Annotated in this window: 24 protein-coding genes and 1 riboswitch; of the genes, 7 read left to right on the top strand and 17 right to left on the bottom strand. The window is 60.3% G+C overall.

Features of this window, described 5'->3' with window-relative positions; genetic code table 11:
- Positions 1-19: 19 nt before the first annotated feature.
- Positions 20-2,146, bottom strand: coding sequence for a DNA helicase RecQ (recQ, locus tag HKK55_RS04025; RefSeq protein WP_169353471.1), 2,127 nt, complete (start codon positions 2,144-2,146; stop codon positions 20-22).
- A gap of 329 nt (positions 2,147-2,475) precedes the next feature.
- Here recQ and HKK55_RS04020 point away from each other — a divergent pair, with 329 nt between their 5' ends.
- The 3 genes from HKK55_RS04020 (at position 2,476) to HKK55_RS04010 (ending at position 7,143) form a co-directional block, all read left to right on the top strand.
- A complete protein-coding gene (locus tag HKK55_RS04020; protein ID WP_169353470.1) occupies positions 2,476-3,063 on the top strand; it encodes a YecA family protein in 588 nt (195 codons plus the stop codon).
- 20 nt (positions 3,064-3,083) lie between these two features.
- Positions 3,084-3,467 (top strand): YbaN family protein, encoded by a 384-nt coding sequence (locus tag HKK55_RS04015; protein ID WP_169353469.1) that lies wholly within the window; start codon positions 3,084-3,086, stop codon positions 3,465-3,467.
- A gap of 205 nt (positions 3,468-3,672) precedes the next feature.
- A complete protein-coding gene (locus tag HKK55_RS04010; RefSeq protein ID WP_169353468.1) occupies positions 3,673-7,143 on the top strand; it encodes a PAS domain-containing hybrid sensor histidine kinase/response regulator in 3,471 nt (1,156 codons plus the stop codon).
- Positions 7,144-7,149: 6 nt separating this feature from the next.
- Here the strand turns inward: HKK55_RS04010 and rmuC are convergent, their stop codons facing one another.
- Both rmuC and HKK55_RS04000 read right to left on the bottom strand, forming a co-directional pair.
- Positions 7,150-8,514, bottom strand: a complete 1,365-nt coding sequence (gene rmuC / locus HKK55_RS04005; protein ID WP_169357775.1) for a DNA recombination protein RmuC — start codon at positions 8,512-8,514, stop codon at positions 7,150-7,152.
- Positions 8,515-8,689: 175 nt separating this feature from the next.
- On the bottom strand, positions 8,690-9,013 hold the full coding sequence (locus tag HKK55_RS04000) for a sel1 repeat family protein (protein WP_169353467.1): 324 nt from the start codon (positions 9,011-9,013) through the stop codon (positions 8,690-8,692).
- 961 nt (positions 9,014-9,974) lie between these two features.
- Between HKK55_RS04000 and HKK55_RS03995 the strand changes: the two genes are divergently transcribed.
- The 3 genes from HKK55_RS03995 to HKK55_RS03985 all read left to right on the top strand — a co-directional run bounded on the left by HKK55_RS03995 (position 9,975) and on the right by HKK55_RS03985 (position 12,381).
- Entirely contained in the window at positions 9,975-10,199 is a 225-nt protein-coding gene (locus HKK55_RS03995; protein WP_155583332.1) for a hypothetical protein, read from the top strand.
- Between the two features lie 278 nt (positions 10,200-10,477).
- Positions 10,478-10,960, top strand: a complete 483-nt coding sequence (locus tag HKK55_RS03990; protein ID WP_169353466.1) for a hypothetical protein — start codon at positions 10,478-10,480, stop codon at positions 10,958-10,960.
- A gap of 146 nt (positions 10,961-11,106) precedes the next feature.
- Positions 11,107-12,381 carry an OmpP1/FadL family transporter gene (locus HKK55_RS03985; protein WP_169353465.1) on the top strand — a complete coding sequence of 425 codons (1,275 nt, stop codon included), beginning with the start codon at positions 11,107-11,109 and terminating at the stop codon, positions 12,379-12,381.
- 87 nt (positions 12,382-12,468) lie between these two features.
- Here the strand turns inward: HKK55_RS03985 and HKK55_RS03980 are convergent, their stop codons facing one another.
- The 14 genes from HKK55_RS03980 to cobO all read right to left on the bottom strand — a co-directional run bounded on the left by HKK55_RS03980 (position 12,469) and on the right by cobO (position 24,455).
- Positions 12,469-13,020 carry a glutathione peroxidase gene (locus tag HKK55_RS03980; protein ID WP_169353464.1) on the bottom strand — a complete coding sequence of 184 codons (552 nt, stop codon included), beginning with the start codon at positions 13,018-13,020 and terminating at the stop codon, positions 12,469-12,471.
- 34 nt (positions 13,021-13,054) lie between these two features.
- Positions 13,055-13,177, bottom strand: coding sequence for a hypothetical protein (locus tag HKK55_RS29395; RefSeq protein ID WP_272902579.1), 123 nt, complete (start codon positions 13,175-13,177; stop codon positions 13,055-13,057).
- Positions 13,174-14,373 (bottom strand): MFS transporter, encoded by a 1,200-nt coding sequence (locus HKK55_RS03975; protein ID WP_169357774.1) that lies wholly within the window; start codon positions 14,371-14,373, stop codon positions 13,174-13,176. Before HKK55_RS03975 ends, HKK55_RS29395 begins: the two co-directional genes overlap by 4 nt.
- A gap of 63 nt (positions 14,374-14,436) precedes the next feature.
- Positions 14,437-14,841, bottom strand: a complete 405-nt coding sequence (locus tag HKK55_RS03970) for a MarR family winged helix-turn-helix transcriptional regulator (protein WP_169353463.1) — start codon at positions 14,839-14,841, stop codon at positions 14,437-14,439.
- Between the two features lie 42 nt (positions 14,842-14,883).
- Complete coding sequence (locus HKK55_RS03965; protein ID WP_169353462.1) at positions 14,884-15,612, bottom strand: adenosylcobinamide-GDP ribazoletransferase; 729 nt, start codon at positions 15,610-15,612, stop codon at positions 14,884-14,886.
- 2 nt (positions 15,613-15,614) lie between these two features.
- Positions 15,615-16,190 (bottom strand): alpha-ribazole phosphatase family protein, encoded by a 576-nt coding sequence (gene cobC / locus HKK55_RS03960; RefSeq protein WP_169353461.1) that lies wholly within the window; start codon positions 16,188-16,190, stop codon positions 15,615-15,617.
- The gene (gene cobT, locus HKK55_RS03955) at positions 16,187-17,242 is read right to left on the bottom strand and encodes a nicotinate-nucleotide--dimethylbenzimidazole phosphoribosyltransferase (protein ID WP_169353460.1); all 1,056 of its coding nucleotides are present in this window, start codon (positions 17,240-17,242) and stop codon (positions 16,187-16,189) included. The genes cobC and cobT overlap by 4 nt, the downstream gene beginning before the upstream one ends.
- On the bottom strand, positions 17,239-17,760 hold the full coding sequence (gene cobU, locus HKK55_RS03950) for a bifunctional adenosylcobinamide kinase/adenosylcobinamide-phosphate guanylyltransferase (RefSeq protein WP_169353459.1): 522 nt from the start codon (positions 17,758-17,760) through the stop codon (positions 17,239-17,241). The genes cobT and cobU overlap by 4 nt, the downstream gene beginning before the upstream one ends.
- Before the next feature lie 695 nt (positions 17,761-18,455).
- Positions 18,456-19,907, bottom strand: a complete 1,452-nt coding sequence (locus tag HKK55_RS03945) for a cobyric acid synthase (RefSeq protein WP_169353458.1) — start codon at positions 19,905-19,907, stop codon at positions 18,456-18,458.
- Positions 19,904-20,893, bottom strand: a complete 990-nt coding sequence (gene cobD, locus HKK55_RS03940) for a threonine-phosphate decarboxylase CobD (protein WP_169357773.1) — start codon at positions 20,891-20,893, stop codon at positions 19,904-19,906. Before cobD ends, HKK55_RS03945 begins: the two co-directional genes overlap by 4 nt.
- Positions 20,886-21,794, bottom strand: coding sequence for an adenosylcobinamide-phosphate synthase CbiB (cbiB, locus tag HKK55_RS03935; RefSeq protein ID WP_169353457.1), 909 nt, complete (start codon positions 21,792-21,794; stop codon positions 20,886-20,888). Before cbiB ends, cobD begins: the two co-directional genes overlap by 8 nt.
- Complete coding sequence (gene bluB, locus HKK55_RS03930; protein ID WP_169353456.1) at positions 21,791-22,441, bottom strand: 5,6-dimethylbenzimidazole synthase; 651 nt, start codon at positions 22,439-22,441, stop codon at positions 21,791-21,793. The genes cbiB and bluB overlap by 4 nt, the downstream gene beginning before the upstream one ends.
- A complete protein-coding gene (locus HKK55_RS03925) occupies positions 22,438-23,847 on the bottom strand; it encodes a cobyrinate a,c-diamide synthase (RefSeq protein WP_169353455.1) in 1,410 nt (469 codons plus the stop codon). The genes bluB and HKK55_RS03925 overlap by 4 nt, the downstream gene beginning before the upstream one ends.
- Complete coding sequence (cobO, locus tag HKK55_RS03920; protein WP_169353454.1) at positions 23,844-24,455, bottom strand: cob(I)yrinic acid a,c-diamide adenosyltransferase; 612 nt, start codon at positions 24,453-24,455, stop codon at positions 23,844-23,846. Before cobO ends, HKK55_RS03925 begins: the two co-directional genes overlap by 4 nt.
- A 77-nt stretch (positions 24,456-24,532) precedes the next feature.
- A riboswitch (cobalamin riboswitch) is annotated at positions 24,533-24,781 on the bottom strand.
- 99 nt (positions 24,782-24,880) lie between these two features.
- On the opposite strand from cobO, the gene HKK55_RS03915 reads away from it, so the two are divergent.
- Positions 24,881-26,194, top strand: coding sequence for a sorbosone dehydrogenase family protein (locus HKK55_RS03915; protein ID WP_169353453.1), 1,314 nt, complete (start codon positions 24,881-24,883; stop codon positions 26,192-26,194).
- Positions 26,195-26,237: the final 43 nt, after the last annotated feature.

The following is a 26,237-nucleotide window of genomic DNA, read 5'->3' as shown; positions in this document are numbered from 1 at the left end:
CATTGTCGTATTTGGCACATCAAATCTCGAATTCCGACTGCAAAGCAGCCCGAACACAGTACAAAACACCCTCCGGAACGCGGCCGGTAAACAACGTCGCAATCTCGGAAACAGGTGGCAATTCGCCTTCCCCGTCGAGGAACGCATCCTGGATTTCGCCGAGCAAATCTTCCGGCAAATCAAGGGCCTGTTCCAAAGACAGTTGTTGCTTGCCAATGGATTCGGCCAGCAAGGTATAGACGTTCTTTTCCGAGCATTGCAGTTGCCCGGCGATCTGGATCGGGGTCATGCCGGCCCTGGCCAAACTGATCAACTCGTGACGAATATCGGCGACTTCTTTCGGCGCTTCGGCCTGGCCGCCGAGCACCTCGAGGAACGCCTGGCCATAACGCTCCAGCTTGCGTGCACCCACACCGCTGACCTTGGCCATCTCGCCCAGCGTGGTGGGATGCTCGCGAAGCATTTCCAGCAAGGTAGAGTCGGGAAAGATGACATAAGGCGGTACGCTGTGTTCTTGCGCGAGTTTTTTTCGCAGCGCGCGCAAGGCTTCCCACTGTTCGCGCTCTTCGAAACGTACCAACTGGCTGGCCTGGCTGGTGCTGCTTTTGGCGGTGGTTTGTGGCTTGAGGTCGCGACGCAGCTCCAGGCTGACCTCGCCCTTGAGCAGCGGCCGGCAGCTGTCGTTCAGGCGCAAGCCGCCATAACCTTCCAGGTCGATATCCACCAGGCCACGCGCGACCATCTGCCGGAACAGCGAGCGCCATTCGCCTTCAGCACGGTCCTTGCCGACACCGAAGACCGAAAGATGCTGGTGACCAAAGCTGCGGACCTTTTCGTTGTCCTTACCTAGCAATACATCCACCAGATGCCCGACGCCATAACGCTGGCCCGTGCGAAAGATCGCTGACAACCCCTGACGGGCCGGCTCCGTGGCATCCCAGGTCTGAACGCCGTCCACACAGTTGTCGCAATGCCCACAAGGCTGGGGCATGTCTTCGTCGAAGTAGGCGAGCAAGGTCTGACGGCGGCAACGGGTTTCTTCGCACAACGACAACATGGCGTCGAGCTTGTGCTGCTCCAGGCGCTTGTGGCGTTCGTCACCTTCGGAGTTCTGCAGCATCTGCTTGAGCATCACCACGTCCTGCAGGCCATAGACCATCCAGGCGTCCGCCGGCAGGCCATCACGGCCGGCACGACCGGTTTCCTGGTAGTACGCTTCGAGGGACTTGGGCAAATCCATATGAGCGACAAAACGCACGTTGGATTTGTCGATGCCCATGCCGAAGGCGATGGTCGCCACCATGATCAGGCCTTCCTCGTTGAGGAAGCGCTTCTGATGGTAGGCGCGCAGGTCATTGGGAAGGCCTGCGTGATACGGCAGCGCCGGGTAGCCTTGCTCGCAGAGGAATGCGGCCACTTCATCAACCTTCTTGCGCGACAGGCAATAGACGATGCCGGCATCGCTGCGCCGCTCAGAGAGGAATGCCAGCAACTGCTTGCGCGGCTGTTCCTTGGGCACGATGCGATAAAAAATATTGGGCCGGTCAAAACTGGAGAGAAAACGCTCGGCGTCTTGCAGGTGCAGGCGCTCGACGATTTCTTCCCGGGTGCGCTTGTCGGCGGTAGCGGTCAGGGCGATGCGTGGGACGTTGGGGAACAGCTCCGCCAATTGCCCTAGTTGCAGGTATTCGCGACGGAAGTCGTGGCCCCATTGGGATACGCAGTGAGCTTCGTCGATGGCGAACAGGGCGATTTCCAGGCTCTGCAGGAAGGCCAGCATCCGTGGCTGCACCAGGCGCTCGGGAGCCAGGTAGAGCATCTTCACTTCGCCACGTTTAATGCGGTTGGCCAGGTCACGCTGTTGCTCGGCACTGAGGGTCGAGTTCAGCGAAGCGGCTGCCACGCCGAGCTCTTCCAGGGTGGCCACCTGATCGTCCATCAATGCGATCAACGGCGACACCACCACGGCGAGCCCTTCACGCAACAGCGCCGGCACCTGGAAGCACAAGGACTTGCCACCGCCGGTGGGCATCAGGACCAAGGCATCACCACCGTTGGCCACGCGCTCAATGATCGCACCCTGGCGGCCACGAAAACTGTCGTAGCCGAAGATGTCCTTGAGGACGCGTTGAGCCTGCTCGAGCATGAAAAACTCCAAATATCGCCGAAATCCCTCTGTACAGGCTGGCCGAAAAAGCGTGCCCCGACGGAAAATAATCCGTAAGCGAACTTTTCCCGCTACAGCGCTTGGCCTGCAAGGGCATCACAAAATGCGGCAGTATACCCGAGCGCCACCCGGCAAAGGGCGCCGCTGACGAATAGCGGGAGAGGGATAATTGGCCCCCGAAACGCTGACAGCCCGTTCCGTCAGACCGACTAAATTGCCTTCATCGCGAGCAAGCCCGCTCCCACAGCTGGCCGGGGCGCTCAAGAAAGCCTAGAATTCAGCATCGTTTATTCCCAAGGTAGTCCTTCATGTCCTTCGCTGAGCAACTAACCCGCCTGCAAGCCTTCCTCGACGCCGATGAGCTGCATGACGAGGCGCTGGACTACGTGGCCGGCCACGGCTATCTGACCGCCCTGTCGATCTGCTCCGAAGTCGTTCCCGAGCGTGAATGGATCGACGCGCTGTTCTCCGAAGAGCCTCACTACAGTGATGCCGCCCAGCGCGAAGAAATCGAATCCACCCTGCTGGCCCTCAAGGCCCACATTGGTCGCCAACTGGCCTCCGATGAGGAGTTCGAGCTGCCGTGCGACCTGGACCTGGGTGAAGACCCGGACGACTCCGACCTGCGCGGCTGGTGCATCGGCTTCATGGAAGGCGTGTTCCTGCGCGAAGCAGCCTGGTTCGAAACCGCCGAAGAAGAAGTCAGCGAAATGCTGCTGCCGATCATGGTCGGCTCCGGTCTGTTCGATGATCAGCCTGAATTCTCCGACATCGCTGCCGACGCGAACCTGATGGACGACATGATCGTACAGATCCCGGAAGCGCTCACCGCCCTGTACCTGCTGTGCAACGCGCCTGACGAAAAACCGGCGATCCTCAAGCCTCGCCACCACTAAGCCCCTCGCCCGTGGGCCCCATGGGCAACCGCTCCCTGATCCTGCGTTACGTTCTGCTGGCCATCGGCTGGTTGAGCGTAGCGCTTGGGGTGATCGGCATCTTCCTTCCGGTTCTGCCGACTACGCCCTTCCTTCTGCTGGCTGCCGCCTGCTTTGCCCGTAGCTCACCGCGCGTCTACCAATGGTTGGTGGAGCACCCGCGCCTGGGCCCGTGGATTCGTGATTACCTGGACGGCAACGGCATTCCTCTCAAGGGCAAGGTGTACGCCATCGGGCTGATGTGGCTGAGTATTGGCTTATCCTGCTACCTAGTGCCGCTGCCCTGGGCACGCGGATTCATGCTGACCAGTGCGGTGCTGGTGACGATCTATATCCTGAGGCAAAAGACCCTGCCCCGGCGTTGAGGATCACTGTAGGAGCTGTCGAGCTTTAGCGAGGCTGCGATGGGGTCACCTCGATGTACCTGTCAGGCCGCAGCGATCCCATCGAAGCCTCGCCAAGGCTCGACAACTCCCACACGACCTTGGTCGACACTGACTAACCCCCGGCATCATGCGAGACTGTCTGACCGGGCCTGGAATGCCCGGTGTTCTTATGTCCGGAGTTCCCATGACGCTGTCCAGCGGGCTGATCGCCGCCGTTGCCCTGGCCTATATGGCCATTATGTTTGCCATTGCCTTTTACGGTGACCGTCGCCACGCGCCGTTGCCACCGCGAGTGCGTGCCTGGGTGTATAGCCTGTCGCTGGCGGTTTATTGCACAAGCTGGACCTTCTTCGGCGCCGTGGGCCAGGCGGCCGAACAGTTGTGGGCGTTTTTACCGATTTACCTGGGACCGGTACTGCTGCTGGTGCTGGCACCTTGGGTGCTGCAAAAGATGATTCTGATCAGCAAGCAGGAAAACATCACCTCCATCGCTGACTTTATCGCTGCCCGCTATGGCAAATCCCAATCCCTTGCGGTGGTGGTGGCGCTGATCTGCCTGGTGGGTGTGCTGCCCTACATTGCCCTGCAGCTCAAAGGCATCGTACTCGGCGTGAACCTGTTGATTGGCGCTGGCGCCGACGCCACTGGCACCCGCGCCCAGGACACCGCGCTCATCGTGTCCCTGGTGCTGGCACTGTTCACCATAGTCTTTGGCACCCGCAACCTCGATGCCACGGAGCACCATCGCGGCATGGTGCTGGCGATTGCCTTTGAATCCCTGGTCAAGCTGTTCGCTTTCCTTGCCGTCGGTGCGTTCGTGACCTACGGCCTGTACGACGGTTTCGATGACCTGTTCAGCCAGGCGATGCTGGCACCACGGCTAGAGGAGTACTGGAAGGAAACCATCAACTGGCCATCGATGGTGGTCCAGACCGGCGTGGCGATGATGGCGATCATCTGCCTGCCACGACAGTTTCATGTGACGGTGGTGGAAAATATCGAACCCCAGGACCTGCGCCTGGCCAAGTGGGTATTCCCGGCGTACCTGATTCTTGCCGCGCTGTTCGTGGTACCGATTGCCCTGGGCGGGAAAATGCTGCTGCCGGGATCCGTGCTGCCCGACTCCTATGTGATCAGCCTGCCACTGGCCGAAGCGCATCCAGCCCTGGCGCTGCTGGCATTTATCGGCGGTGCCTCGGCGGCCACCGGCATGGTGATCGTGGCCAGCGTGGCGCTGTCGACCATGGTCTCCAACGACATGCTGTTGCCGTGGTTACTACGCCGCACCAACGCCGAACGTCCGTTCGAAGTGTTCCGTCACTGGATGCTCTCGGTGCGCCGGGTCAGCATCGTGATCATTCTGCTGCTGGCCTACGTCAGCTACCGCCTGCTGGGCTCCACCGCAAGCCTGGCGACCATCGGCCAGATCGCCTTCGCCGCCGTCACCCAATTGGCCCCTGCGATGCTCGGCGCGCTGTACTGGAAACAAGCCAACCGTCGCGGCGTGTTTGCCGGACTCGCGGCCGGGACATTCCTGTGGTTCTACACGTTGATCCTGCCGATTGCCGCCCATAGCCTGGGCTGGTCGCTGAGTGTTTTCCCAGGCCTGACCTGGCTGCACGGCAATCCTCTGGGCCTGCCCATCACCCCGCTGACTCAAGGCGTGGTGTTGTCTCTGGCGGGTAACTTCACGCTGTTTGTCTGGGTCTCGATGCTGTCGCGCACGCGGGTGTCGGAGCACTGGCAGGCCGGGCGGTTTATCGGCCAGGAAACCAGCCAGCGAGCCAGCGCCCGCTCCATGCTCTCGGTGCAGATCAACGATTTGCTCAGCCTGGCCGCGCGATTTGTCGGTGAGGAACGAGCGCAGCAGAGTTTTGTCCGCTTCGCCTATCGCCAGGGCAAAGGCTTCAATCCGAACCAGAACGCCGACAACGATTGGATCGCCCACACCGAGCGGCTGCTGGCTGGTGTGCTGGGGGCCTCGTCGACCCGAGCCGTAGTGAAAGCAGCCATTGAAGGCAGGGAAATGCAGTTGGAGGACGTAGTGCGGATCGCCGACGAAGCGTCCGAAGTGCTGCAGTTCAACCGTGCCCTGCTGCAAGGAGCCATCGAAAACATCACCCAAGGCATCAGCGTGGTCGACCAGTCCCTCAAGCTGGTGGCCTGGAACCGCCGCTACCTGGAACTGTTCAACTACCCCGATGGGCTGATCAGCGTCGGCCGGCCGATTGCCGACATTATTCGCTACAACGCCGAGCGCGGGCTGTGCGGTCCCGGCGAAGCCGAAGTGCACGTGGCTCGTCGCCTGCACTGGATGCGCCAGGGGCGCGCCCATACCTCAGAGCGGCTGTTCCCCAATGGCCGAGTGATCGAGCTGATCGGCAACCCGATGCCCGGCGGCGGCTTTGTCATGAGTTTCACCGACATCACCGCCTTCCGCGAGGCCGAGCAGGCATTGACGGAGGCCAACGAAGGCCTGGAACAGCGGGTTACCGAACGAACCCATGAGTTATCGCAACTGAACGTCGCACTAACCGATGCCAAGGGCGTTGCCGAGTCGGCCAGCCAATCGAAAACCCGCTTTCTTGCGGCCGTCAGCCATGACCTGATGCAACCGCTGAACGCTGCGCGACTGTTTTCCGCCGCCCTCTCCCACCAGAACGACGGCTTGTCCGGGGAAGCCCGGCAATTGGTGCAGCACCTGGACAGTTCACTGCGTTCGGCCGAAGACCTGATCAGCGACCTGCTGGATATTTCGCGCCTGGAGAACGGCAAGATCAACCCACAGCGCCAGCCTTTTGTCCTTAACGAACTGTTCGACACCTTGGGCGCCGAGTTCAAGGCCCTGGCCCAGGAGCAAGGCTTGCGCTTCCGCTTACGGGGCAGTCGCTTGCGCGTCGACAGCGATATCAAGCTACTAAGACGGATCCTGCAGAACTTCCTGACCAACGCTTTCCGCTATGCCGACGGCCCGGTGCTATTAGGCGTACGACGCCGCCAAGGTGAGTTGTGCCTGGAGGTCTGGGACCGTGGCCCCGGCATCCCCCAAGACAAGCAGAAAGTGATTTTCGAAGAGTTCAAACGCCTGGACAGCCATCAAACCCGCGCCGAAAAAGGCCTGGGGCTTGGGTTGGCGATTGCCGATGGGCTGTGCCGAGTGCTCGGTCACCGCTTGAGCGTGCGCTCATGGCCACGCAAGGGCAGCGTGTTCAGTGTCCGGGTACCATTGGCTCGGACGCAGTCCAGCCCGCAGGTCAAGCCGACGCTGGAAAATGGCCTGCCACTGAGCGGCGCCCAGGTGCTGTGCGTGGACAACGAAGAGAGCATCCTGATTGGCATGCGCAGCCTGCTCAGCCGCTGGGGCTGCGAGGTCTTTACCGCCCGCGACCAGGCACAATGCGCCGCGTTGCTGGCCGAAGGGATGCGACCGCAACTGGCGCTGGTGGACTACCACTTGGACCACGGCGAGACTGGCACCGAATTGATGGGTTGGCTGCGTGCCCAATTGGCGGAACCGATCCCGGGCGTAGTGATCAGTGCCGATGGGCGGCCGGAGATGGTCGCCGAGGTGCATGGGGCAGGATTGGATTATCTGGCCAAGCCGGTGAAACCGGCGGCGTTGCGGGCGTTGCTGAGTCGGCATTTGCCGCTGTGACCGAACTTATTCCGGCAACTGCGCCACACCGTCTTCATCGGTCATCGCCCGCTCCAGCAGATCCGACGGCAGGCTTTTACTGGCACGAGCACCGAGCAGCTTCAGTTGCTCGGTCCGACTGACCAAATTCCCACGCCCATCTGTCAGCTTGTTCCTCGCCGCACTGTAAGCCTTGTCCAACTGCTGCAGGCGATTGCCCACCTCATCCAGATCCTGGATAAACAGTACGAACTTGTCGTACAGCCAGCCGGCGCGCTCGGCAATTTCCCGGGCGTTCTGGCTTTGCCGTTCCTGCTTCCACAGGCTGTCGATCACCCGCAAGGTCGCCAATAACGTTGTCGGGCTAACGATGACGATATTGCGATCGAACGCCTCCTGGAACAGGTTTGGCTCGACCTGCAGCGCGGCCGAAAATGCCGCTTCGATGGGCACGAACAGCAGGACAAAGTCCAGGCTGTGCAGACCTTCCAGACGCTTGTAATCTTTGCCCGCCAGCCCTTTGACATGGGTGCGCAGGGACAGTACGTGCTGCTTGAGTGCCGCCTGGCCGATGACCTCATCATCTGCGACCACATACTGCTGATACGCCGTCAGGCTGACCTTGGAATCCACCACCACCTGTTTGTCGCCCGGCAGCATGATCAACACGTCAGGCTGGAAGCGCTCGCCGTCCGGGCCCTTGAGGCTGACCTGGGTCTGGTACTCGCGGCCCTTCTCCAGGCCCGCATGTTCCAACACCCGCTCAAGAATCAACTCCCCCCAGTTACCCTGGGTCTTCTGCCCCTTCAGCGCACGGGTCAGATTGGTGGCTTCATCGGAAAGACGCAGGTTCAGCTGTTGCAGGCGTTCCAACTCTTTGGCCAGGGAGAACCGCTCCCGCGCCTCGGTCTGGTAGCTTTCTTCCACACGCTTTTCAAAGGACTGGATGCGCTCCTTGAGCGGATCGAGTAACTGCCCAAGGCGCTGCTGGCTGGTTTCGGCAAAACGTTGTTCGCGCTCGTCGAAGATTTTCCCGGCCAACTCGGCGAACTGCGCGCGCAGCTCGTCCCGTGAGCCTTGCAGGTCGTTGAGGCGTTGTTGGTGGCTTTCCTGTTGTTCACGCAGTTCGGCGCGCAGGGAAGCGGACAAAGCGTCCAGGCGACGTAACTCGACTTCCTTGGCGGAGCGATCCAGGTTCCAGGCGTGAGCAGCGTCACGGGCATTGTCGCGGTCTATCTGCAGTAATTCGACTTCCCGGCGCACGGCAGCTAAATCCGCCTGCTTGACGGCATTGGCCTGGCTCAGGTCGCTGATCTCATCGCGACTGGCATCCAGTTGCGCCGCCAGCCCTTCCTGCGCCAGTTGGGCCATGGCCAGGCGCTCTTCCAACAGCTCTCTGCCGGCCATCCGCTCATTCAGCCGTCGCTGAACCTGCCAGCACAACGCCAAAAGCGGCAATGCCGCACCGGCGAGACCCAGCGCCACACTGGTCCAGTCAAAAGCCATAGCCATTCCTGCCAATACTCTGAAAAAGGAAGGTTAACCAAGCTGACGCGAGGAGGACAGCTCAGTCTTCGATCTGGCCCAATTCCCGCAGGGCGCGACGGTCGCCGGCGCGAGCGGCTTGACGCAGTAAGTCATGGCCAATGCGACGGTCCCGGGCATTGCCGCACTCACGGCACATCAATTGGCCCAGCCGGCTTTGCGCCGCGACTATACCTTCACGAGCCGGCTGCTTGAGCAGATGCCCGGCGAAATGTTTGACGTTGGGGTTATCACCCAGGCGCGGGCTATCGAGCAACCACAAAGCCACTTTCAAGGAAAAACGCTTGGGGGCGGTAACAACCTGAGGGCTGTCGGTAACAGATGGTGATACTGAGCGAAACTTCATAAAGCACTGTGGGACAGGACGAAAGGCGCGCAACTCTACTCCTTTTTTCGTACAGGTAAAGCTGAAAAAACCCTGCACGCCCGTCCTAGAGCAAGCGCTTGGGACAATCCACAGAAGCTGTGGATAACTCAGTGGACAACCGTTCTTTAACTCGCGCAAAGCCCCATGGAATGGGGGCCGCAGTCAAACTGACGATTTTTTCACCAATAAAAAAAAGCCAGATTTTTCATTGACTTAAATTTTCATTGCAGGCAACCGAAGGTCTCGCAGGCGAGGTGACAGTGCGGTGACACACTACGCAACCAATGTGCACAACTACCCACTGGATGGTTATATCACTACCTCTTTTTGGCCCAGGGTTACCCCATAACGTTACCGCCCCCCCCCCCGAAACGTGCACCGCTCCCATATCCTTGGTACGTCACCTGCCTGGTCCTACAGCGCCGGTGTGTACGCAGCCCCGGGCCTGCCGACGTTTGCAGGGGGCGCCCAAAGTATTTTACCTAGCACACTTCCTTTCTCTGTTTCAATCCGTTACTATCCGCGGCGTTAGTACCAAGCTGAAAGTCAATTCTGGTCGAACAAATCCCCACGGCACCCTCCCTAAAGAGAGCACCTGCCGACAACACGGGATCGACCACCTCGATGGTTTCCAGGTATCACTTGCGACGACACAGCCTTTGAATAATGCAAAGGGTGTCGCGAAGTCTCAATACTCTGACCGAACCAACCTGCAAATTGATCAGGATCTTCACCCTGGGCCCAGAACCTTTGCCCCTGTTGTGTTGCCTGCCCTCCTAAGTACCTACCTGCCAGCCCAAGCGCGCCAAACTATTTAGCGCTTCAAACTGGCTGCTTTGTTCCAGTCGGGTTCTTCGCTTGATCAATGGTGATCAGCGTCACTGGAACGTTTTAACGTTGCACGGTTCTTATCCGTGTCATTTGTAGGAACACCCATAATATGTCTAATCAAATCCACACTCAGGATGCCATTCGCACCCTCACTAATGCTTTTGCTCCAATGAACTGCCTGATCATGGCTGCTCGCAAAGGCTGCTTCAGCTTCACCCTGGTCAACGAACACGGCATCGCTCGTCACAGCGAACGCCTGTACCCCGATCAATACTCCAGCGCAGAGCCGCTGCAGGCCGTGATCGAGCGTACCCGTCAGGCATTGATTGCCTGATCGACCCGGATCGCTGAAACACAAAACCCCGTCTAAATGGCGGGGTTTTTTATTGCCTGAAATTCAAGTATTCGCTGTTTTACCTAAGAGCAAATAGATATAAACATTATAACTAAATGATGAAAATATTTTAAAAACAGTCCTTTACATCGTGAGTATGACACTACACTTCAACTCAAGCGGCATGATCCGCTTCCGGTGAGCCTGAGATCCGATCCACCGCTGCCAAGCCCTATCCTCTCAGGACTCGCCGACTACTTTCATGGATCGAGGCAATTATGGGTATCGCCGCCAGCGAATTGTGTCGTTATGTGATCCGGCCCACCTTGATTTACTTGGGCCGTCATAGCCCCACCGCAGAATTCCTGCTGCTGGGTATCGCTGCCAGCCAGTCAGCCCTCGGTTCAGCCTTGCATGACCGCCGCGGCCATGGCCTCTATAGCATTACCGAACCGCGCCACCGTGCCCTGTGGGACGACTACCTGGCCCTGGATCCAGAACGTGCCAGCCTGGTACGTGGCTTGGCCAGCCAGCATGCTTTCTTCAGCGGCCCGCAACTGGAGTTGACGGTCAACCTGCGTTACGCCACAGCCATTGCCTGGCTGCTGGTAGAACAACACCGCCCTGCACTGCCCCCGCCAGACGATGTGCTGGCGATGGCGCGCATCTGGCGAGAAATATTTCACCCTCAGGGCCGACTGCGGGACTACACCCGCGCCTGGCAAACCTGTGTATCCCCCTTGAATCAAGTGGCCTGTTGACCGGGCAATTTGCAAGATTCAGTAAAAATCAGAGATTTTCGTCAGATTGTCCTACAAAACCGCTCTATCTCCTGCGTTACAGCCTATAGCGCTAACGTAAATTTATTGATACTTTCCGCAGCGGTGATCACCACGGAGTTCTAATAATGAAAAAAGTAATGCTCAAGACCACACTTAGCCTCGCCGTTGCAATGGCTTCCTCCCAACTGTTCGCGAGCGGCTTCGCCCTCAACGAACAGAGCATCAGTGGGATGGGTACCGGTTATGCGGGGCGATCTTCATCTGCCGATGATGCAAGTATTGTTGCTGGCAACCCTGCCGGTATGTCTCGCCTCAAGCGCGACCAAATTACTGGTGGTGTCGCAGCCATCGACGCCAAGACCGATATCAGACATGCCAACGGTGGGCCACCTGGCAGCACCAATGACGGCGACATGGTTCCATTTACCAAAGTCCCGATGCTGTTTGCGGTCAAGAAAGCCACTGATGATCTGGCCTTTGGTCTCGGTATCTATGCTCCGTTTGGTCTGATAACCAACTACGAAGACAGCTTCGGTGGCCGTTACTACGGCAAGAAGAGCGACGTTAAAGTCGTCACCTTCCAGCCAACGGTCAGCTACGCCTTCAACCAATACGTTTCCGTGGGTTTCGGTCCGACGATCAACAAGATCAGCGGTCAGTTGACGTCGTCCACACCTCTGGCACAAACCTTCGGCCGTAATGATGGCCTGGTGGACATCAAGGGTGATGACACTGCATGGGGTTATAAGGTCGGTATTCTGGTCACTCCGACCGACAAGACCAACATTGGTCTGACGTATACCTCCAAGGTCAAATACAAGCTGGACGGCCACACCAATATTTCCGGTGCCGGCTTCGGCCCATTCAACGGTGGCCGCTACGGCGCATCGCTGGACATCACCACACCAGAGTCGGTGGACTTCTCGATCACACAAAAACTGGATGACCAGTGGACTGTGTACGCGGGCAGCACCTGGACTCGCTGGAGCCGCCTGAAAGATATCACCGTCAACAACGACGGCGTTCCAGCGCAACTCGGTGGCGCAGCCGGCCCGATCGGCACCATCAGCGAACCACAGAACTGGCACGACACCTGGGCCTCGGCCATTGGTGCATCGTTCCAAGTCAACAAGCAGTGGGTTCTGCGTACCGGTTTCTCGGTTGACCAGTCGCCAACCAACAACACCGACCGTTCGGTTCGTATCCCTACGGGCGATCGTAAAGCCGTCAGCTTTGGTGCGGGCTTCAACGCCACCGATGACCTGACTATCGATGCGGCCTTGTCCTACCTGTGGGAAGAGAAAGTCGACGTCAACCGTAGTGGCAAAGGCAACAACTACAGCGCCCAGTACGACAACAGTGCTTGGGGTTACGCTTTGGGTGCGACCTACAAGTTCTGATTCACTGCGAGCCTGATGGGCTCGCCAGTTGAATACAAAAAGCCCCGCTCTCTTGTGAAAGAGGCGGGGCTTTTCAATGGGCGCAGATCAGGGCTTGGAGGCCAGTGCCTGCTCGACCGCCTTGATCAGGTCAGGGCTGTCGGGCTTGATCAGGCTGGAGAAATTGGCAATCACTTTGCCTTGGCGATCCACCACATACTTGTAGAAATTCCACTTCGGCGCGCTGCTCTGTTGCGCCAGGACCTTGAACAGATGCACGGCATCCGGTCCCTTGACCTTTTGTGGCTCGGTCATGGTGAAGGTCACACCGTAATTGACATAACAAACCTTGGCCGTCTCCTCACCAGTCTTGGCTTCCTGCTTGAAGTCATCGGACGGCACGCCAATCACCTCCAGGCCATCGCCCTTGTAGCGCTGGTACAAGGCTTCCAGGCCTTTGAACTGGGGCGCAAAGCCACAGAAGCTGGCGGTATTGACGATCACCAGTGGCTTGCCGGCAAAGCGCTGGCACACGTCGATGGATTCCTTGGCGCGCAACTTGGGCAATTGGCCTTCAAGCAACGGCGGGCAATCGGCGGCCATGGCGACGCTGCTAAAAGCCACCATCAGGGCTGGAACTGCAAACCAGCGCATCAGCATGTCGAGTGTCCTTGAATAGGGTCAGACACAGAACTTAACAGATCGCCATGCCCAACTGCATCAACGCCAGGCCGCCCCGCTGCCAACCCCACCATGCCAGGAGCAGCAGAAGCGTCAACACCCCCGCTGCACCGAGCCAATACCACGTCGTACTCATGCCGCCTCCATCTGCGCCTGCAATCGCGCCACAGGGCGCTCACGCACCGGCCAGTTCAAGGCAGCGGCGAGCAGACTCAGGAGAATCGCCACCTGCCAGATCAAATCGTAGCTGCCGGTTCGATCATAGACCACACCACCCAACCAACCGCCGAGGAACGAACCCAACTGATGGAACAGGAACACGATCCCACCCAACATGGAAAGGTTTCTGACCCCGAACAAGGTCGCCACCGTGCCATTGGTCAGCGGCACCGTCGACAACCACAGGAAGCCCATGGCCATGCCGAACAGATAAGCGCTGGTTTGCGTCACCGGCGCCCACAGGAAGATCACAATCACCACCGCCCGTAACAAATACAGTCCAGTCAGCAAGCGCGGCTTGGACATCCGTCCACCCAGCCAGCCGGCGGTGTAAGTCCCGAAGATATTGAACAACCCGATCAGTGCCAACACCGTGGTGCCCACCGAGGCCGGCAAGTGCTGATCCACCAGATACGACGGCAGATGCACGCCGATAAAGACCACCTGGAAACCGCAAACAAAGAAGCCGAAAGACAACAGCCAGAACCCGGAATGGGAACACGCTTCGCGCAGCGCCTCGGACAAGGTCTGCTGACCCGCCATCGTCGGCAGCGGGCGATCCTTGAGCATGCTCACCAGCGGGATGATCAAGGCCACCAACAGGCCCAGTGTCAGCAACGCCGCCGACCAGCCGAGCCAGCCGATCAAACCCAAGGTGCCCGGCAGCATGGCGAACTGGCCAAAGGAGCCCGCAGCACTGGCAATGCCCATCGCCATGCTGCGTTTTTCTGCTGGAACAGCACGGCCCACCACGCCAAGGATCACCGAGAACGAGGTGCCCGACAGGCCAATGCCGATCAACAACCCCGCACTCAGGGACAGCGACCACGCCGAGTCGGACAAGCCCATGAACACCAGGCCCAAGGCATAAAGCACGCCACCGATCACCACCACCTTGGCCGCGCCGAAGCGATCGGCCAGAGCGCCAGTGAACGGTTGCGCCAGGCCCCAGATCAGGTTTTGCAAGGCGATGGCAAAGGCAAAGGTCTCACGGCCCCAGCCGAATTCGGCACTCATGGGCGCCAGAAACAGGCCGAAGCCGTGTCGCACGCCAAGGGACAACGCCAGGATCAGTGCGCTCCCGACAAGAATCCAGCCGCTGGTCCGCCACATCGAGGTCATTTCTTATTCTCCGCTCGCGGGTATATACCCGCTTGTATTCGAACAAACCCGCGTTTAAGCGAGTTCGTCCAGCAAGGCCAATAGGGTTTCGCGCTTTTCTGCTCCCAACCGGTCAATCAACTTCTGCTGCGCCGCTTCCCACGCCGGCAAGGCCGCAGCAAGTCGCTGATGGCCCGTCTCGGTGAGCAACACCAGGCGATTGCGCAGATCATCACCTTCGACCAACTGCACCAGACCTTCGCCTTCCAGAACCCGCAGGTTGCGCCCCAGGGTGCTGCGATCCAGGCCCATGGCTTCGGCCAGGCTGGAAATGCTCGGTTGATCGAGGCGCTGCAGGTTGCACAGCAAAGAATACTGGGCGACGTTGATCCCGAAGCCGTCGAGAGCGCCGTCGTAATGCCTGCTGACGCCACGAGCGGCACGACGCAGGTTGGTACATAAACATTGAGAGGCAAGCATGGAGCGTGTATATACCCGCGATTAAGGAAATGCAAGAAACTGTTACAGCACCAGGCCGATCAACACCGCCACTTCCAGCAGTTCCAGCAAGGCCCCTGCCGTATCGCCGGTAGTGCCGCCGAGTCGATTGACCATGAGTTGCCGCAGCCCGATAAAACACAGTGACGCCAGCAACACCGCAAGCCCGCCGCTGAAACCACCGATCAATACACAGGCCAGGCCACTGAGAATCAGCACCTGTTGGCCGACAACTCTAGGTAAATGATCCGACAACGCCTGACCCAAACCACCCGCCCGCACGTAACGTGTGGTCAGAAACAATGCCAGCATCGAGCTGCGGCCGATCAATGGCGCGAGAATCAGCGCAGCACCGTTGTGCTGTTCAATCAGCGCCACCAGCGCGGTGAACTTGAGCAGCAACACCAGTGCGAGGGTGACCACGGCAATCGGCCCGCTACGCGGATCCTTCATGATTGTCAGGGTGCGTTCACGGTCGCCAAAGCCGCCCAACCAGGCGTCCGCGCTGTCTGCCAAGCCGTCCAGGTGCAAGCCGCCGCTGAGCAATACCCACGCCGTCAGCAACAACGCAGCGTGCAACAGCAACGGCGCGCCCATCAACACGGCGTTCAAGCCCCACAACAGCAGCCCGAACAGCAGACCCACCAGCGGATAAAACAGCAACGAGCGGCCCAGCTCCTGAGGCTGCGGCATGCCCGGCAAGCGAATCGGCAAACTGCTGAGAAACTGCAGGGCAATCCAGAACGGCAGCATGATCAGAGTCCTTCCCTCAAGACGCCATCGGCTTCGACCTTCAGACAGAACAACCCGCCGTGGCCGACTTCAACATTCAACAACTGTTCACGGGGCAAGCCGCGAGCCTGAGCCAATAGCAACCGCATGACCCCGCCATGGCTGATCAACAGCACTCGCTGCCCAGCATAGGCCTGATACAACCGGGCAACAGCCCCAAGCACCCGTTCGGAAAACTGCAAAACCGGCTCACCCTGTGGCGGCGTGAAGCGGTAGGGATCGGCCCAGAACAGGCCCAACGCCTCGGCATCAGTTTCCATCAACTTCGCCGCGCTCTGCCCTTCCCAAGCACCGAAATGCAGCTCCTGCAGGTCTTTTTCCAGGGTGACCGGTATGTCCAAGCGTGCGCCCAACTCATCGGCAAACCGTGCGCAGCGTTGCAGCGGCGAGCTGACCAACCGGTCCCAAGGCCCTTGCTCCACCACGGCGGTGCGCATCTGCTCCCAGCCCTTGGCGGTCAGCGCATCGTCCAGGCTGCCCCGCAGGCCACCGCCCAACTCGGTTTCGCCATGGCGAAGCAAGTCCAGGTGCAAAATCATGCCGGACGATCCGCCACGGCCGCTTCAGCAAAAGTCGCCATCTGCCCGTGCAACGCACAGGCCAGTTGCAACAACGGCACCGCCAACGCCGCACCACTGCCCTCGCCCAGGCGCAGACCCAACTCCAGCAAGGGTTCGGCCTCGAGGCTTTGCAGCACATGCCGATGACCCGGCTCAGCGCCCCGATGGCCGAACAACAACCATTCACGACATGCCGGATTCAAACGTGTGGCCACCAGCGCTGCGACGCTGCAGATAAAGCCGTCCACCAACACCACCACACCCTCTTGGGCACACGCCAGATAAGCGCCCACCAGCGCCGCAATCTCGAAGCCGCCAAGGTTGAACAAGGTTTGCAGGGCATCACTACGCTGCGCCGCGTGGAATGCCAGCGCCCGCTCGATGACGGCCACTTTATGGCTGACACCCTGGGCATTCAGGCCGGTACCGGGACCGGTCAAATCAGCCACCCGGCAGTCCAGCAACGCACATGCCAACGCGCTGGCGGCAGTCGTGTTACCAATGCCCATCTCGCCGCCGATAAACAACTGAGCACCCGCCGCGATGGCGCGACGCACACTGTCACGGCCGGCTTCCAGGGCGAGCAACCCCTGAGCCTCAGTCATCGCTGGACCGTTGACGAAGTTGGCGGTGCCTGCCGCGATATTCAGGTGACGCACACCCGGCAGGTTCAGCGATGGCGTGACGGTGCCGAGGTCGACCACTTCCAGCTGCGCATCCAACTGACGCGCCAGAACGCTGATGGCCGCGCCGCCGGTGACGAAGTTGTGCAACATCTGCCCGGTGACTTCCTGGGGAAACGCCGAAACGCCTTCAGCCACAACCCCGTGATCACCGGCAAAGATCGCGATCCATACCTGATCAACATTGGGTTTGACCTGCCCTTGCAAGCCGGCCAGTTGTACGGCCACGGCTTCCAGCTGGCCGAGGGAGCCTGCAGGTTTGGTCAGTTGTTGCTGACGGGCCAGGGCTTGTTCGTGCGCCTGGGCGTCGATCGTTTTGCAGGGGTTGAGCCACCAGGTGTCGGTCATAACGCAGTACCTTTCAAAGTCAGGGGCAGGCCGGCAACGGTCAGGACAACACGCTGACAACGCTCGGCCAGGGCTTGATGCAGCCAACCGGCTTCATCGACATAGCGGCGAGTCAATTCGCCCAGCGGCACGACACCCAGACCGGTCTCGTTGCTGACAAAAACAATTTCACCGGGCAGGGATGCCAGGGTTTGTAACAGGGCTTCGCGTTCTTCGGTGAGGCGTTTGGGGTTTTCGAGCATCAGCAGGTTGGTTAGCCATAGGGTCAGGCAGTCCACCAACAGGAAACGGTCGGGGGCGGCGTTTTCGCGCAGGACGCGGGCGAGTTCGATGGGCTCTTCGATCAGGCCCCACTCGGCTGGGCGACGTTGGCGATGATGAGCCACGCGTTCGTTCATTTCGCCGTCCAGGGGTTGGCTGGTGGCTATGTAAGTCACTGGCAGGGTGCTGTCGGTGGCGAGTGTTTCGGCCAGGCGACTTTTGCCGGAGCGGGCGCCGCCTAGGATCAGCTGGAGCATCGGGTTTGGCCTCGTTTTGATTGGGTGTATATCCGTTTCTGCGGTTACGGCTAGTTATGGTTCCGCCCTTACGGCGGGTCACTTTGGAAAAGCCCCAAAGTAACCAAAGGGCTCTTGCCCCACCACTTGGTGCCTCGCCTAGGCTCGGCATGCCTTCTCTCCGGCATTGCTCCGTGGGCCGCCGCAATGGGCCATCCCTGGCCCAGTGCGGCTAAACCGGCGTCCTGCCGGTTTACCCACGGACCAATGCCTACGTTCAGCCATCGTGGTTTAACGGGGCGCCTGAAATCAAAAACAGAGCGAGGCGGCCTAGTAGCCGACCTAATCTTTGAAGCATGCGCGCTGTGGCTTTTACATCCTTATTCGCTGACAAAGTCAGCGGTCTTTTGATCTGGTTGTTGCTTTGGCTTTTGACTTTGATCTGAGGCGCCCCGTTAAACCACGCTGGCCGAACGCAGGCATTACGCAGTGGGCATCCCGGCATGGATGCCGGGATAGCCGCGTTGGGCCATGGATGGCCCGTCGCGGCGGCCCACGGAGTAATGCCTCCGTTCGGGCACACCGAGCCTGAGCGAGGTGCCGAGTGGTGGGGCAAGAGCGTTTTGCTTACTTTTGCGCTTTTCAAAAGTGAGCCGCTGTAAGAGCGGAACCTTAGGTGGTCGTTACCAAAGAAATGGATATGTCCCCAGCCCAACTCAAACCCCACATAAAGACCGTAACAACCCCGTGTCCAAATGCCGCTCCACCAAATCCGCCAACCGCTCAATATCCCGCTCACGCAGCCCGTGATAATCCACCGCCTGCACATCCTCCAACCCCGCCCACCGCAACAACGCACCACACGCCGCAGGCGTCTCAAACACCCCATGCAAATACGTGCCAAGAATCTGCCCATCATCACTTCGAGCACCATCAAAGCGCCCATCATCCAGCGCCACCAACGGCTGCTCCAAGGCACGACCTGTGGTCACCCCCGCGTGAATCTCATAACCACTGACCTCAGCATCCTCCAGCAACAACCGCCCACACACATTACGCAGCTGCTTCTCTTCTTCCAACGTAGTGCTGAACGCAAACAACCCTAGACCATCGCTGGAACCCGAAGGCCCCTCCAACCCCAACGGGTCATGCACCTGCTCACCGAGCATCTGCAGCCCACCACAAATCCCCAACACCTTGCCGCCATAGCGCAAATGCCTGGCAATCGCCGTGTCCCACCCATTGGCCCGCAAATATGCCAAATCACTGCGCACACTTTTCGACCCCGGCAAGATAATCAGGTCTGCCGCAGGAATCCCCTGCCCCGGCCCGACAAACTGCAAATCCACCTGGGGATGCAACCGCAGCGGATCAAAATCCGTGTGATTACTGATACGTGGCAACACCGGTACCACCACCTTGAGCACATGCGCGGCCTTATCAATCTGGCGCTGGTCAATGCCGTCCTCGGCCTCCAGATGCAAGTCCATCACATAAGGCAGAACACCCACCACCGGCTTGCCTGTGCGCGCCTCAAGCCAGTCCAGCCCAGGCTGCAACAAAGCCATATCGCCACGAAACCGGTTGATGATAAAACCCTTGACCCGCGCCTGCTCGGTCGGCGATAGCAGTTCCAGCGTCCCCACCAAATGGGCGAAAACCCCGCCACGATTAATATCGGCAATCAGCAACACCGGACAATCCACCGCCTCGGCAAAGCCCATGTTGGCAATATCGTTGGCCCGCAGATTGATCTCCGCCGGCGAGCCCGCGCCTTCGACCATGACCACCGAATACGCCGCACTCAAGCGCTCATGGGAAGCCAGCACCGCCTGCATGGCGATGGCCTTGTAGTCGTGATAGGCCACCGCGTTCATGCTGGCGACGGCGCGACCATGGATGATCACCTGGGAGCCGGTGTCGCTGTTGGGCTTGAGCAGCACCGGGTTCATGTCAGTGTGCGGCGCCAGGTTCGCCGCCTGGGCCTGGACCGCCTGGGCCCGGCCAATCTCGCCGCCCTCGGCAGTGACGGCGCTGTTGAGCGCCATGTTCTGCGGTTTGAACGGCACCACCGCCACGCCCTGGCGCACCAGCCAACGGCACAGCGCGGTCACCAAAGTGCTTTTGCCCGCATCGGACGTGGTGCCCTGCACCATCAAGGTACTCATGAGGCTTCCCTGTAGGCGATCAAGGCGTGTTCCAGCCGCAGCCAATCGGCGTCGGTCCCCGGCAGGCCGAAACGCAGGCTGCTGTCGTGGACGAACAAGCGCAGCAGAATGCCGCGCTGGGCCATGAATTCGTGCAGGTGCTCGGCACGCTCGGTGATCAGCCACTGGAACAAGTCACAACCACCCTGGGGTTGCAGGTCGAAGCGCTGCAACAGCTCGCACAGTCGCCGACTGGCCTCTTCACAACGCAGTCGCTGCTGGACGTGACCGGCGCTGTCTCTCAGGCACACTTGGCCCAGCACCCGCGTCGGCCCGCTGACCGCCCACGGCCCGACCTGTTCGGCGAGCAGTTTGAGCAACCTGCGTTCGGCCAGGACAAAGCCCAGCCGCACGCCGGCCAGGCCGAAAAATTTGCCGAACGAACGCAACACGACCAAGCCTACTTGATCAGCCTGGCTCGCCAGGCTCAGTTGCGGGGTGTTGTCCATAAAGGCTTCGTCTACCACCAGCCAGCCGCCGCGCTCGGCGAGCCGTGCATGCCAATCCAGCAGGCGTTGCGGGGGCAAACTCAAGCCAGTGGGGTTGTTGGGGTTGACCACCACCAGCACGTCGAGGCTGTCGAGGAAGAAGTCGACTTCCTGCTCCAGCACTTCACGGACGATATAGCCAGCGCGGCGCCAAGCTTCGGCATGCTCGGCATAACACGGTGACAGCACCCCGACCTTGCCCGCACGCCGCAAACGCGGCAGCAGTTGGATTGCGGCCTGGGAACCGGGCACCGGCAGCACCTGGGTAGCGCCGTAATACTCGCAAGCCGCCTGTTCCAGGCCGTCATCGGTCTCTGGCAGGCGTGCCCAGGCCCGCAACGGGATCTCCGGGATCGGCCAAGGCCAAGGCGCCAGACCGCTGGACAGGTCCAGCCAATCAGCCTCGGGGACACCATATTGCAGGGCTGCCTTGCGCAGCCGGCCGCCATGCTCAAGCATAAAACTCAGCCCCCACACACAGAACCAGCAACCACAGCCACACCCCACGCTGCACCAGTTGCCAGCCACGGTCGATGGAATCGGCATCCGCTGGCACACCTTCGCCCAGTTGTGGGCGCTGATGCAGTTCACCGTGATAAATCGCCGCGCCACCCAACTCGACACCCAGCGCACCGGCACCGGCGGCCATCACCGGACCCGCATTGGGGCTGTCCCAGGTCGAGCCCTGGGTGCGCCAGCATTTGAGGGCCAGCCGGGTTTTGCCCAGCAATGCGTAGGTCAAGGCCACCAGCCGCGCAGGAATATAGTTCAACACATCGTCGATCTTGGCTGCGGCCCAGCCGAAACGTTCAAAACGTTCATTGCGATAGCCCCACATGGCATCCAGCGTGTTGCTCAGGCGATAGAGCACCACACCGGGTACACCGGCGACGACAAACCAGAACAGCGCAGCGAACACTGCATCGCTGCCGTTCTCCAGCACCGATTCGGTAGCGGCACGAGCGACTTCGGTACGGTCCAGTTCGCTGGTCTGGCGGCTGACCAGATAGCCAACACGTTTACGCGCCTCTTCGAGGTCATCACTGCGCAGGGCCTGGGCCACGGGTGCCACGTGTTCGCCCAGACTGCGCATACCGAGGGCGCAATACAGCGCGAGAATCTCAATCACCCAACCCACGTAGGGCGCCCACGACAGGGCCGTGGCCAGCAAGGTCAACGGTATGACCGCGATCACCCACGCGGTGACGCCATGACTGCGCCAGCCACGACCGGCGGAGTTGAAACGTTGCTCGATGCGCCCGGCGAAATTGCCGAACGCCACCAGCGGATGCCAGCGCCTGGGTTCGCCCAGCAGCGCATCCAGCGCCACGGCAGCGACACTCAGCAAGGCCACACTCATTGACTCACTCCCCAATAATTTTCATACAGCATGTCGCTCAATGGACGCGGTTCGGTCCAGCCTTCGAGTTGCAACATCGGTGCCGGGTAGAACTCGGTGACCGGCCCGAGACACAACACCGCCAAAGGTTTTGCGCCGGGCGGCAAGCCCAACAGATCGGCCAGAGCCTGGGGCTCGAATAAAGAGACCCAGCCCATACCCAGCCCTTCGGCCCGGGACGCGAGCCACAGATTCTGGATCGCGCAGGACAACGACGCCATGTCCATTTCCGGCAGGGTACGGCGGCCGAAGATATGCCGCTCGCGATCGTCCATCAGCGCCGCTACCAACACCTCGGCGCAATCGTTGATGCCTTCGACCTTGAGCTTCATGAACTGGTCGGAGCGCTCGCCCAAGGCTTCTGCAGTACGCACCCGCTCTTCCTCCACCAACTGCTGGATCTGCCCTCGCAGGTTGCGGTCGCTGATGCGGATAAAGCGCCAGGGTTGCATCAAGCCGACGCTGGGGGCCTGATGCGCGGCGTGCAGCAAGCGTTGCAGCAGTTCGGGAGCGACGATGCCGCCGCTGAAGTGGCGCATATCGCGGCGTTCAGCGATGGCGCGGTAGACGGCGGCGCGTTCGGTTTCGGGGAAGGCGTTGTGGCTCATGGCCTCATCGCGGGCAAGCCCGCTCCCACATTGGATTGGATTGATCCGTCAATGGGGGACTCACACAGACCCACCGTGGGAGCTGGCTTGCCTGCGAGGGTGGCCTCGCGGTCAGGCGCAAACAGTGCAGCCACCGCAGCTGGATTCGATGGGAAATAAAAGTGCACATAAGAAGCCGTCATCCGCCCTTGCCGATAAACTGCCTCGGCGCCGCGCCCGCCATTGGGGCTCAAGCCCCGGGCAATAGGCTGCCATTCGGTGCTGGTCAGGGAGTGATGATAGGTGTGGCCACGCAACAGGCCCTCCGGCAACTCGACATTCTGCAAGGCCAGGGCTGCCAGGCGCTTTTGCATCACGGCATCGCCCTGAAGCAGGCCAACCAGTTCTGCGCGAGTGCCGTCCACATCGGTCAGCGAGTCCAGCAGATAGAGCATGCCACCGCATTCAGCCAGTAACGGCTTGCCAGCGGCATGATGGGCACGGATCGCACTCAACATCGTGGTGTTTTCCGACAACGCCCTGTGATGCAGCTCCGGGTAGCCGCCGGGCAGGTACAAGCTGTCGGCATCGGGCAACTCACGATCATGGATCGGCGAGAAGAAGCGCAACTCGGCCCCCATCGCCCGCAACAGATCGAGACTGGCACCGTAGGTGAAGGCAAACGCTTCATCACGGGCCACGGCAATGCGCACACCGGCCAGCAGCGGCTCGACCTCGATGACCTCGGGCGCGGCGAACTCCACTGGAGGTGGCAGCGCTACCTCGCAACTGCCACCCAAGGCTTGGGCGGCGGCGTCGAGGCGCACATCCAGGTCATTCAGCTCGCTGGCTTGCACCAGTCCAAGGTGACGGCTGGGCAACTCAATACCCGTCTCACGGGACAGCGCGCCATACCAGCGCAAGCCCTCAGTGAGGCTACCTTCCAGCAACTGCGCATGGCGCAACGTACCGACGCGGTTGGCCAGGACACCGGCAAACGGTAGGTCCGGCTGGTAACGCGCCAGCCCCAGCGCCAGGGCGCCAAAGGTCTGGGCCATGGCCGTGCCATCGATCACCGCCAGTACCGGCACACCAAAGTGCCGCGCCAAGTCGGCGCTGGAAGGCGTACCGTCGAACAAGCCCATGACACCTTCAATCAGGATCAGGTCGGCCTCCCCTGCCGCTTCCCACAGCAACCGGCGACTTTCCTGCTCACCGACCATCCACATGTCCAATTGATAGACCGGCGCACCGCTGGCGCGCTCGTGGATCATCGGGTCGAGAAAGTCCGGGCCACACTTGAACACCCGTACCTTGCGCCCAAGGTTGCGGTGCAAGCGGGCCAATGCGGCAGTGACGGTAGTTTTGCCCTGGCCTGACGCCGGTGCGGCGATTAGGACGGCAGGGCAATGACGGGGCTGATTCAAAGTTCGATGCCCTTCTGTGCCTTGATCCCAGCCTGGAACGCGTGCTTGAGCATGCCCATTTCAGTGACGGTGTCGGCCATTTCGATCAGCTCAGGCTTGGCACCGCGGCCGGTGACCACTACATGCTGCATCGGCGGGCGGGCTTGCAAGTCGCCAAGCACCTGATCCAGGTCGAGGTAACCGTGCTTGAGGGCGATGTTCAACTCATCCAGCACCACCAGGCCGATGGACGGGTCCTGAAGCATTTCCCGGGAAACTACCCAGGCGGCCTCGGCGGCGGCGATGTCGCGCTGACGGTCCTGGGTTTCCCAGGTAAAGCCCTCGCCCATCACATGGAAGCGCACTTGCTCGGGAAAGCGGCGGAAGAACAACTCTTCGCCCGTGCTGGTGCGGCCCTTGATGAACTGCACCACACCGCACTGCATGCCGTGGCCCATGGCCCGGGCGAGCATGCCAAAGGCCGAGCTGCTCTTGCCTTTGCCGTTGCCGGTCAGCACCAGCAGCAATCCGCACTCGTTCGGTGAATTGGCAATACGTTCGTCGATCACCGCTTTTTTGCGCAGCATGCGCGCCAGGTGGCGTTCGTCACGATCAGGGGAATCAGTCATGGCAGCTCTCCGTTGGGGCTGGACAAAAACGGCGGGCAGGAAAAGAAAAAACAGACAGCCAAGCATCGCCCACCGTGATGCTGTTGGATGAATCAGGCCGGTCTCCGGGCTCATGAGCGACGCTCTCTTCAAGAGCATGTCGGGGGTGCGCCTTCCCATATCGCGGGGCGATACAGTGGCTGAAAGCACCGTTTTGACTCATTTACCGTTGCGGGGGCAGCGCCGGGATCGCGGCCTCACTGTTGAAAAGTGTGCTCACTCACCGGCTTCCCTGTTTCACTCTGTCGACGCACACGCCACAGAGCACCTGAAACAAGCCGCGAAGGTTAGTGGGTTGGGGGTGGAGCGTCAATTAAAGCCGCCGACAGACTTGAACCATCAGCCTGCTAAGTGCCTCTATCACTACAGGTATTAAGGAGAAAACCATGCACAAGACCCGACTCGCCTTACTCATCATGGTCGCAAGCAGCCTCGCCGCCTGCGGTGAAAGCTCTAGCCTGCAAGTCTCCGACGGCACCGGGCCCTCGCCCAAACTGCCGGAACCCAACAAGACCCTGATCCCCACTGTAAACATCGCCCCGGCGATCGGCTGGCCTGAAGGCGTCAAGCCCACCGCAGCCGCCGGCACCCAGGTTGCAGCGTTTGCCGAAGGCCTGGATCACCCGCGCTGGTTGTACGTACTGCCCAACGGCGACGTGCTGGTAGCCGAAACCAACGCGCCACCCAAGCCGGATGACGCCAAGGGCATTCGTGGCTGGGTCATGGGGAAAGTCATGGGGCGCGCCGGTGCCGGGGTGCCCAGCCCGAACCGCATCACTCTGCTGCGGGATACCGACCACGATGGTGTCGCCGAAACTCGCACCGTATTCCTGGAAAACCTCAACTCGCCGTTTGGCATGACGCTGGTGGGCAACGACCTGTATGTCGCCGATTCGGATGCATTGCTGCGTTTCCCCTATCAGCCGGGCGAAACAGCCATCAAGGAGGCGGGAAGCAAGGTCGTCGATTTACCCGGCGGCCCGCTTAACCATCACTGGACCAAAAACGTGGTGGCCAGCAAGGACGGCAATAAGCTGTACGTCAGCGTCGGCTCCAACAGCAATGTTGCAGAGAACGGCCTGGAAGCGGAACAGGGCCGAGCCGCCATCTGGGAAGTGGACCGCGCCACCGGTCAGCACCGAATCTTCGCCTCAGGCCTGCGCAACCCCAACGGCATGGCGTGGGAACCCCAAAGCGGCAAACTGTGGACGGCGGTCAACGAGCGCGATGAAATCGGCAGCGACCTGGTGCCGGACTACATCACCTCGGTCAAAGACGGCGCCTTCTATGGCTGGCCGTTCAGCTACTACGGACAGCACGTCGATGTGCGAGTAACACCGCAGAATCCTGAACTGGTGGCCAAGGCCATCGCACCGGACTACGCCGTTGGGCCACACACGGCCTCACTGGGACTGACCTTCGCCGAAGGCAGCACGTTGCCCGCACAATTCAGCAACGGAGCGTTTATCGGCCAGCACGGCTCGTGGAACCGCAAGCCCCACAGTGGTTACAAGGTGATTTTTGTGCCGTTTGAGGCAGGCCAGCCGAAAGGGATGCCGGTGGATGTACTGACCGGGTTCCTTAATAGCGACGAGAAAGCCATGGGCCGGCCGGTGGGCGTGGTGATCGATAAACAAGGGGATTTACTGGTGGCGGATGATGTGGGAAACAAGGTGTGGCGGGTATCGGCGGCTAAATAGCTGACCTAGAGAACACCACATAATAACTGTGGATTTGTGTGGG

Origin of the sequence: Pseudomonas sp. ADAK18, from assembly GCF_012935695.1 — a bacterium.
Lineage (GTDB): Bacteria > Pseudomonadota > Gammaproteobacteria > Pseudomonadales > Pseudomonadaceae > Aquipseudomonas.
This window is presented reverse-complemented; position numbering and strand designations above follow the sequence as displayed.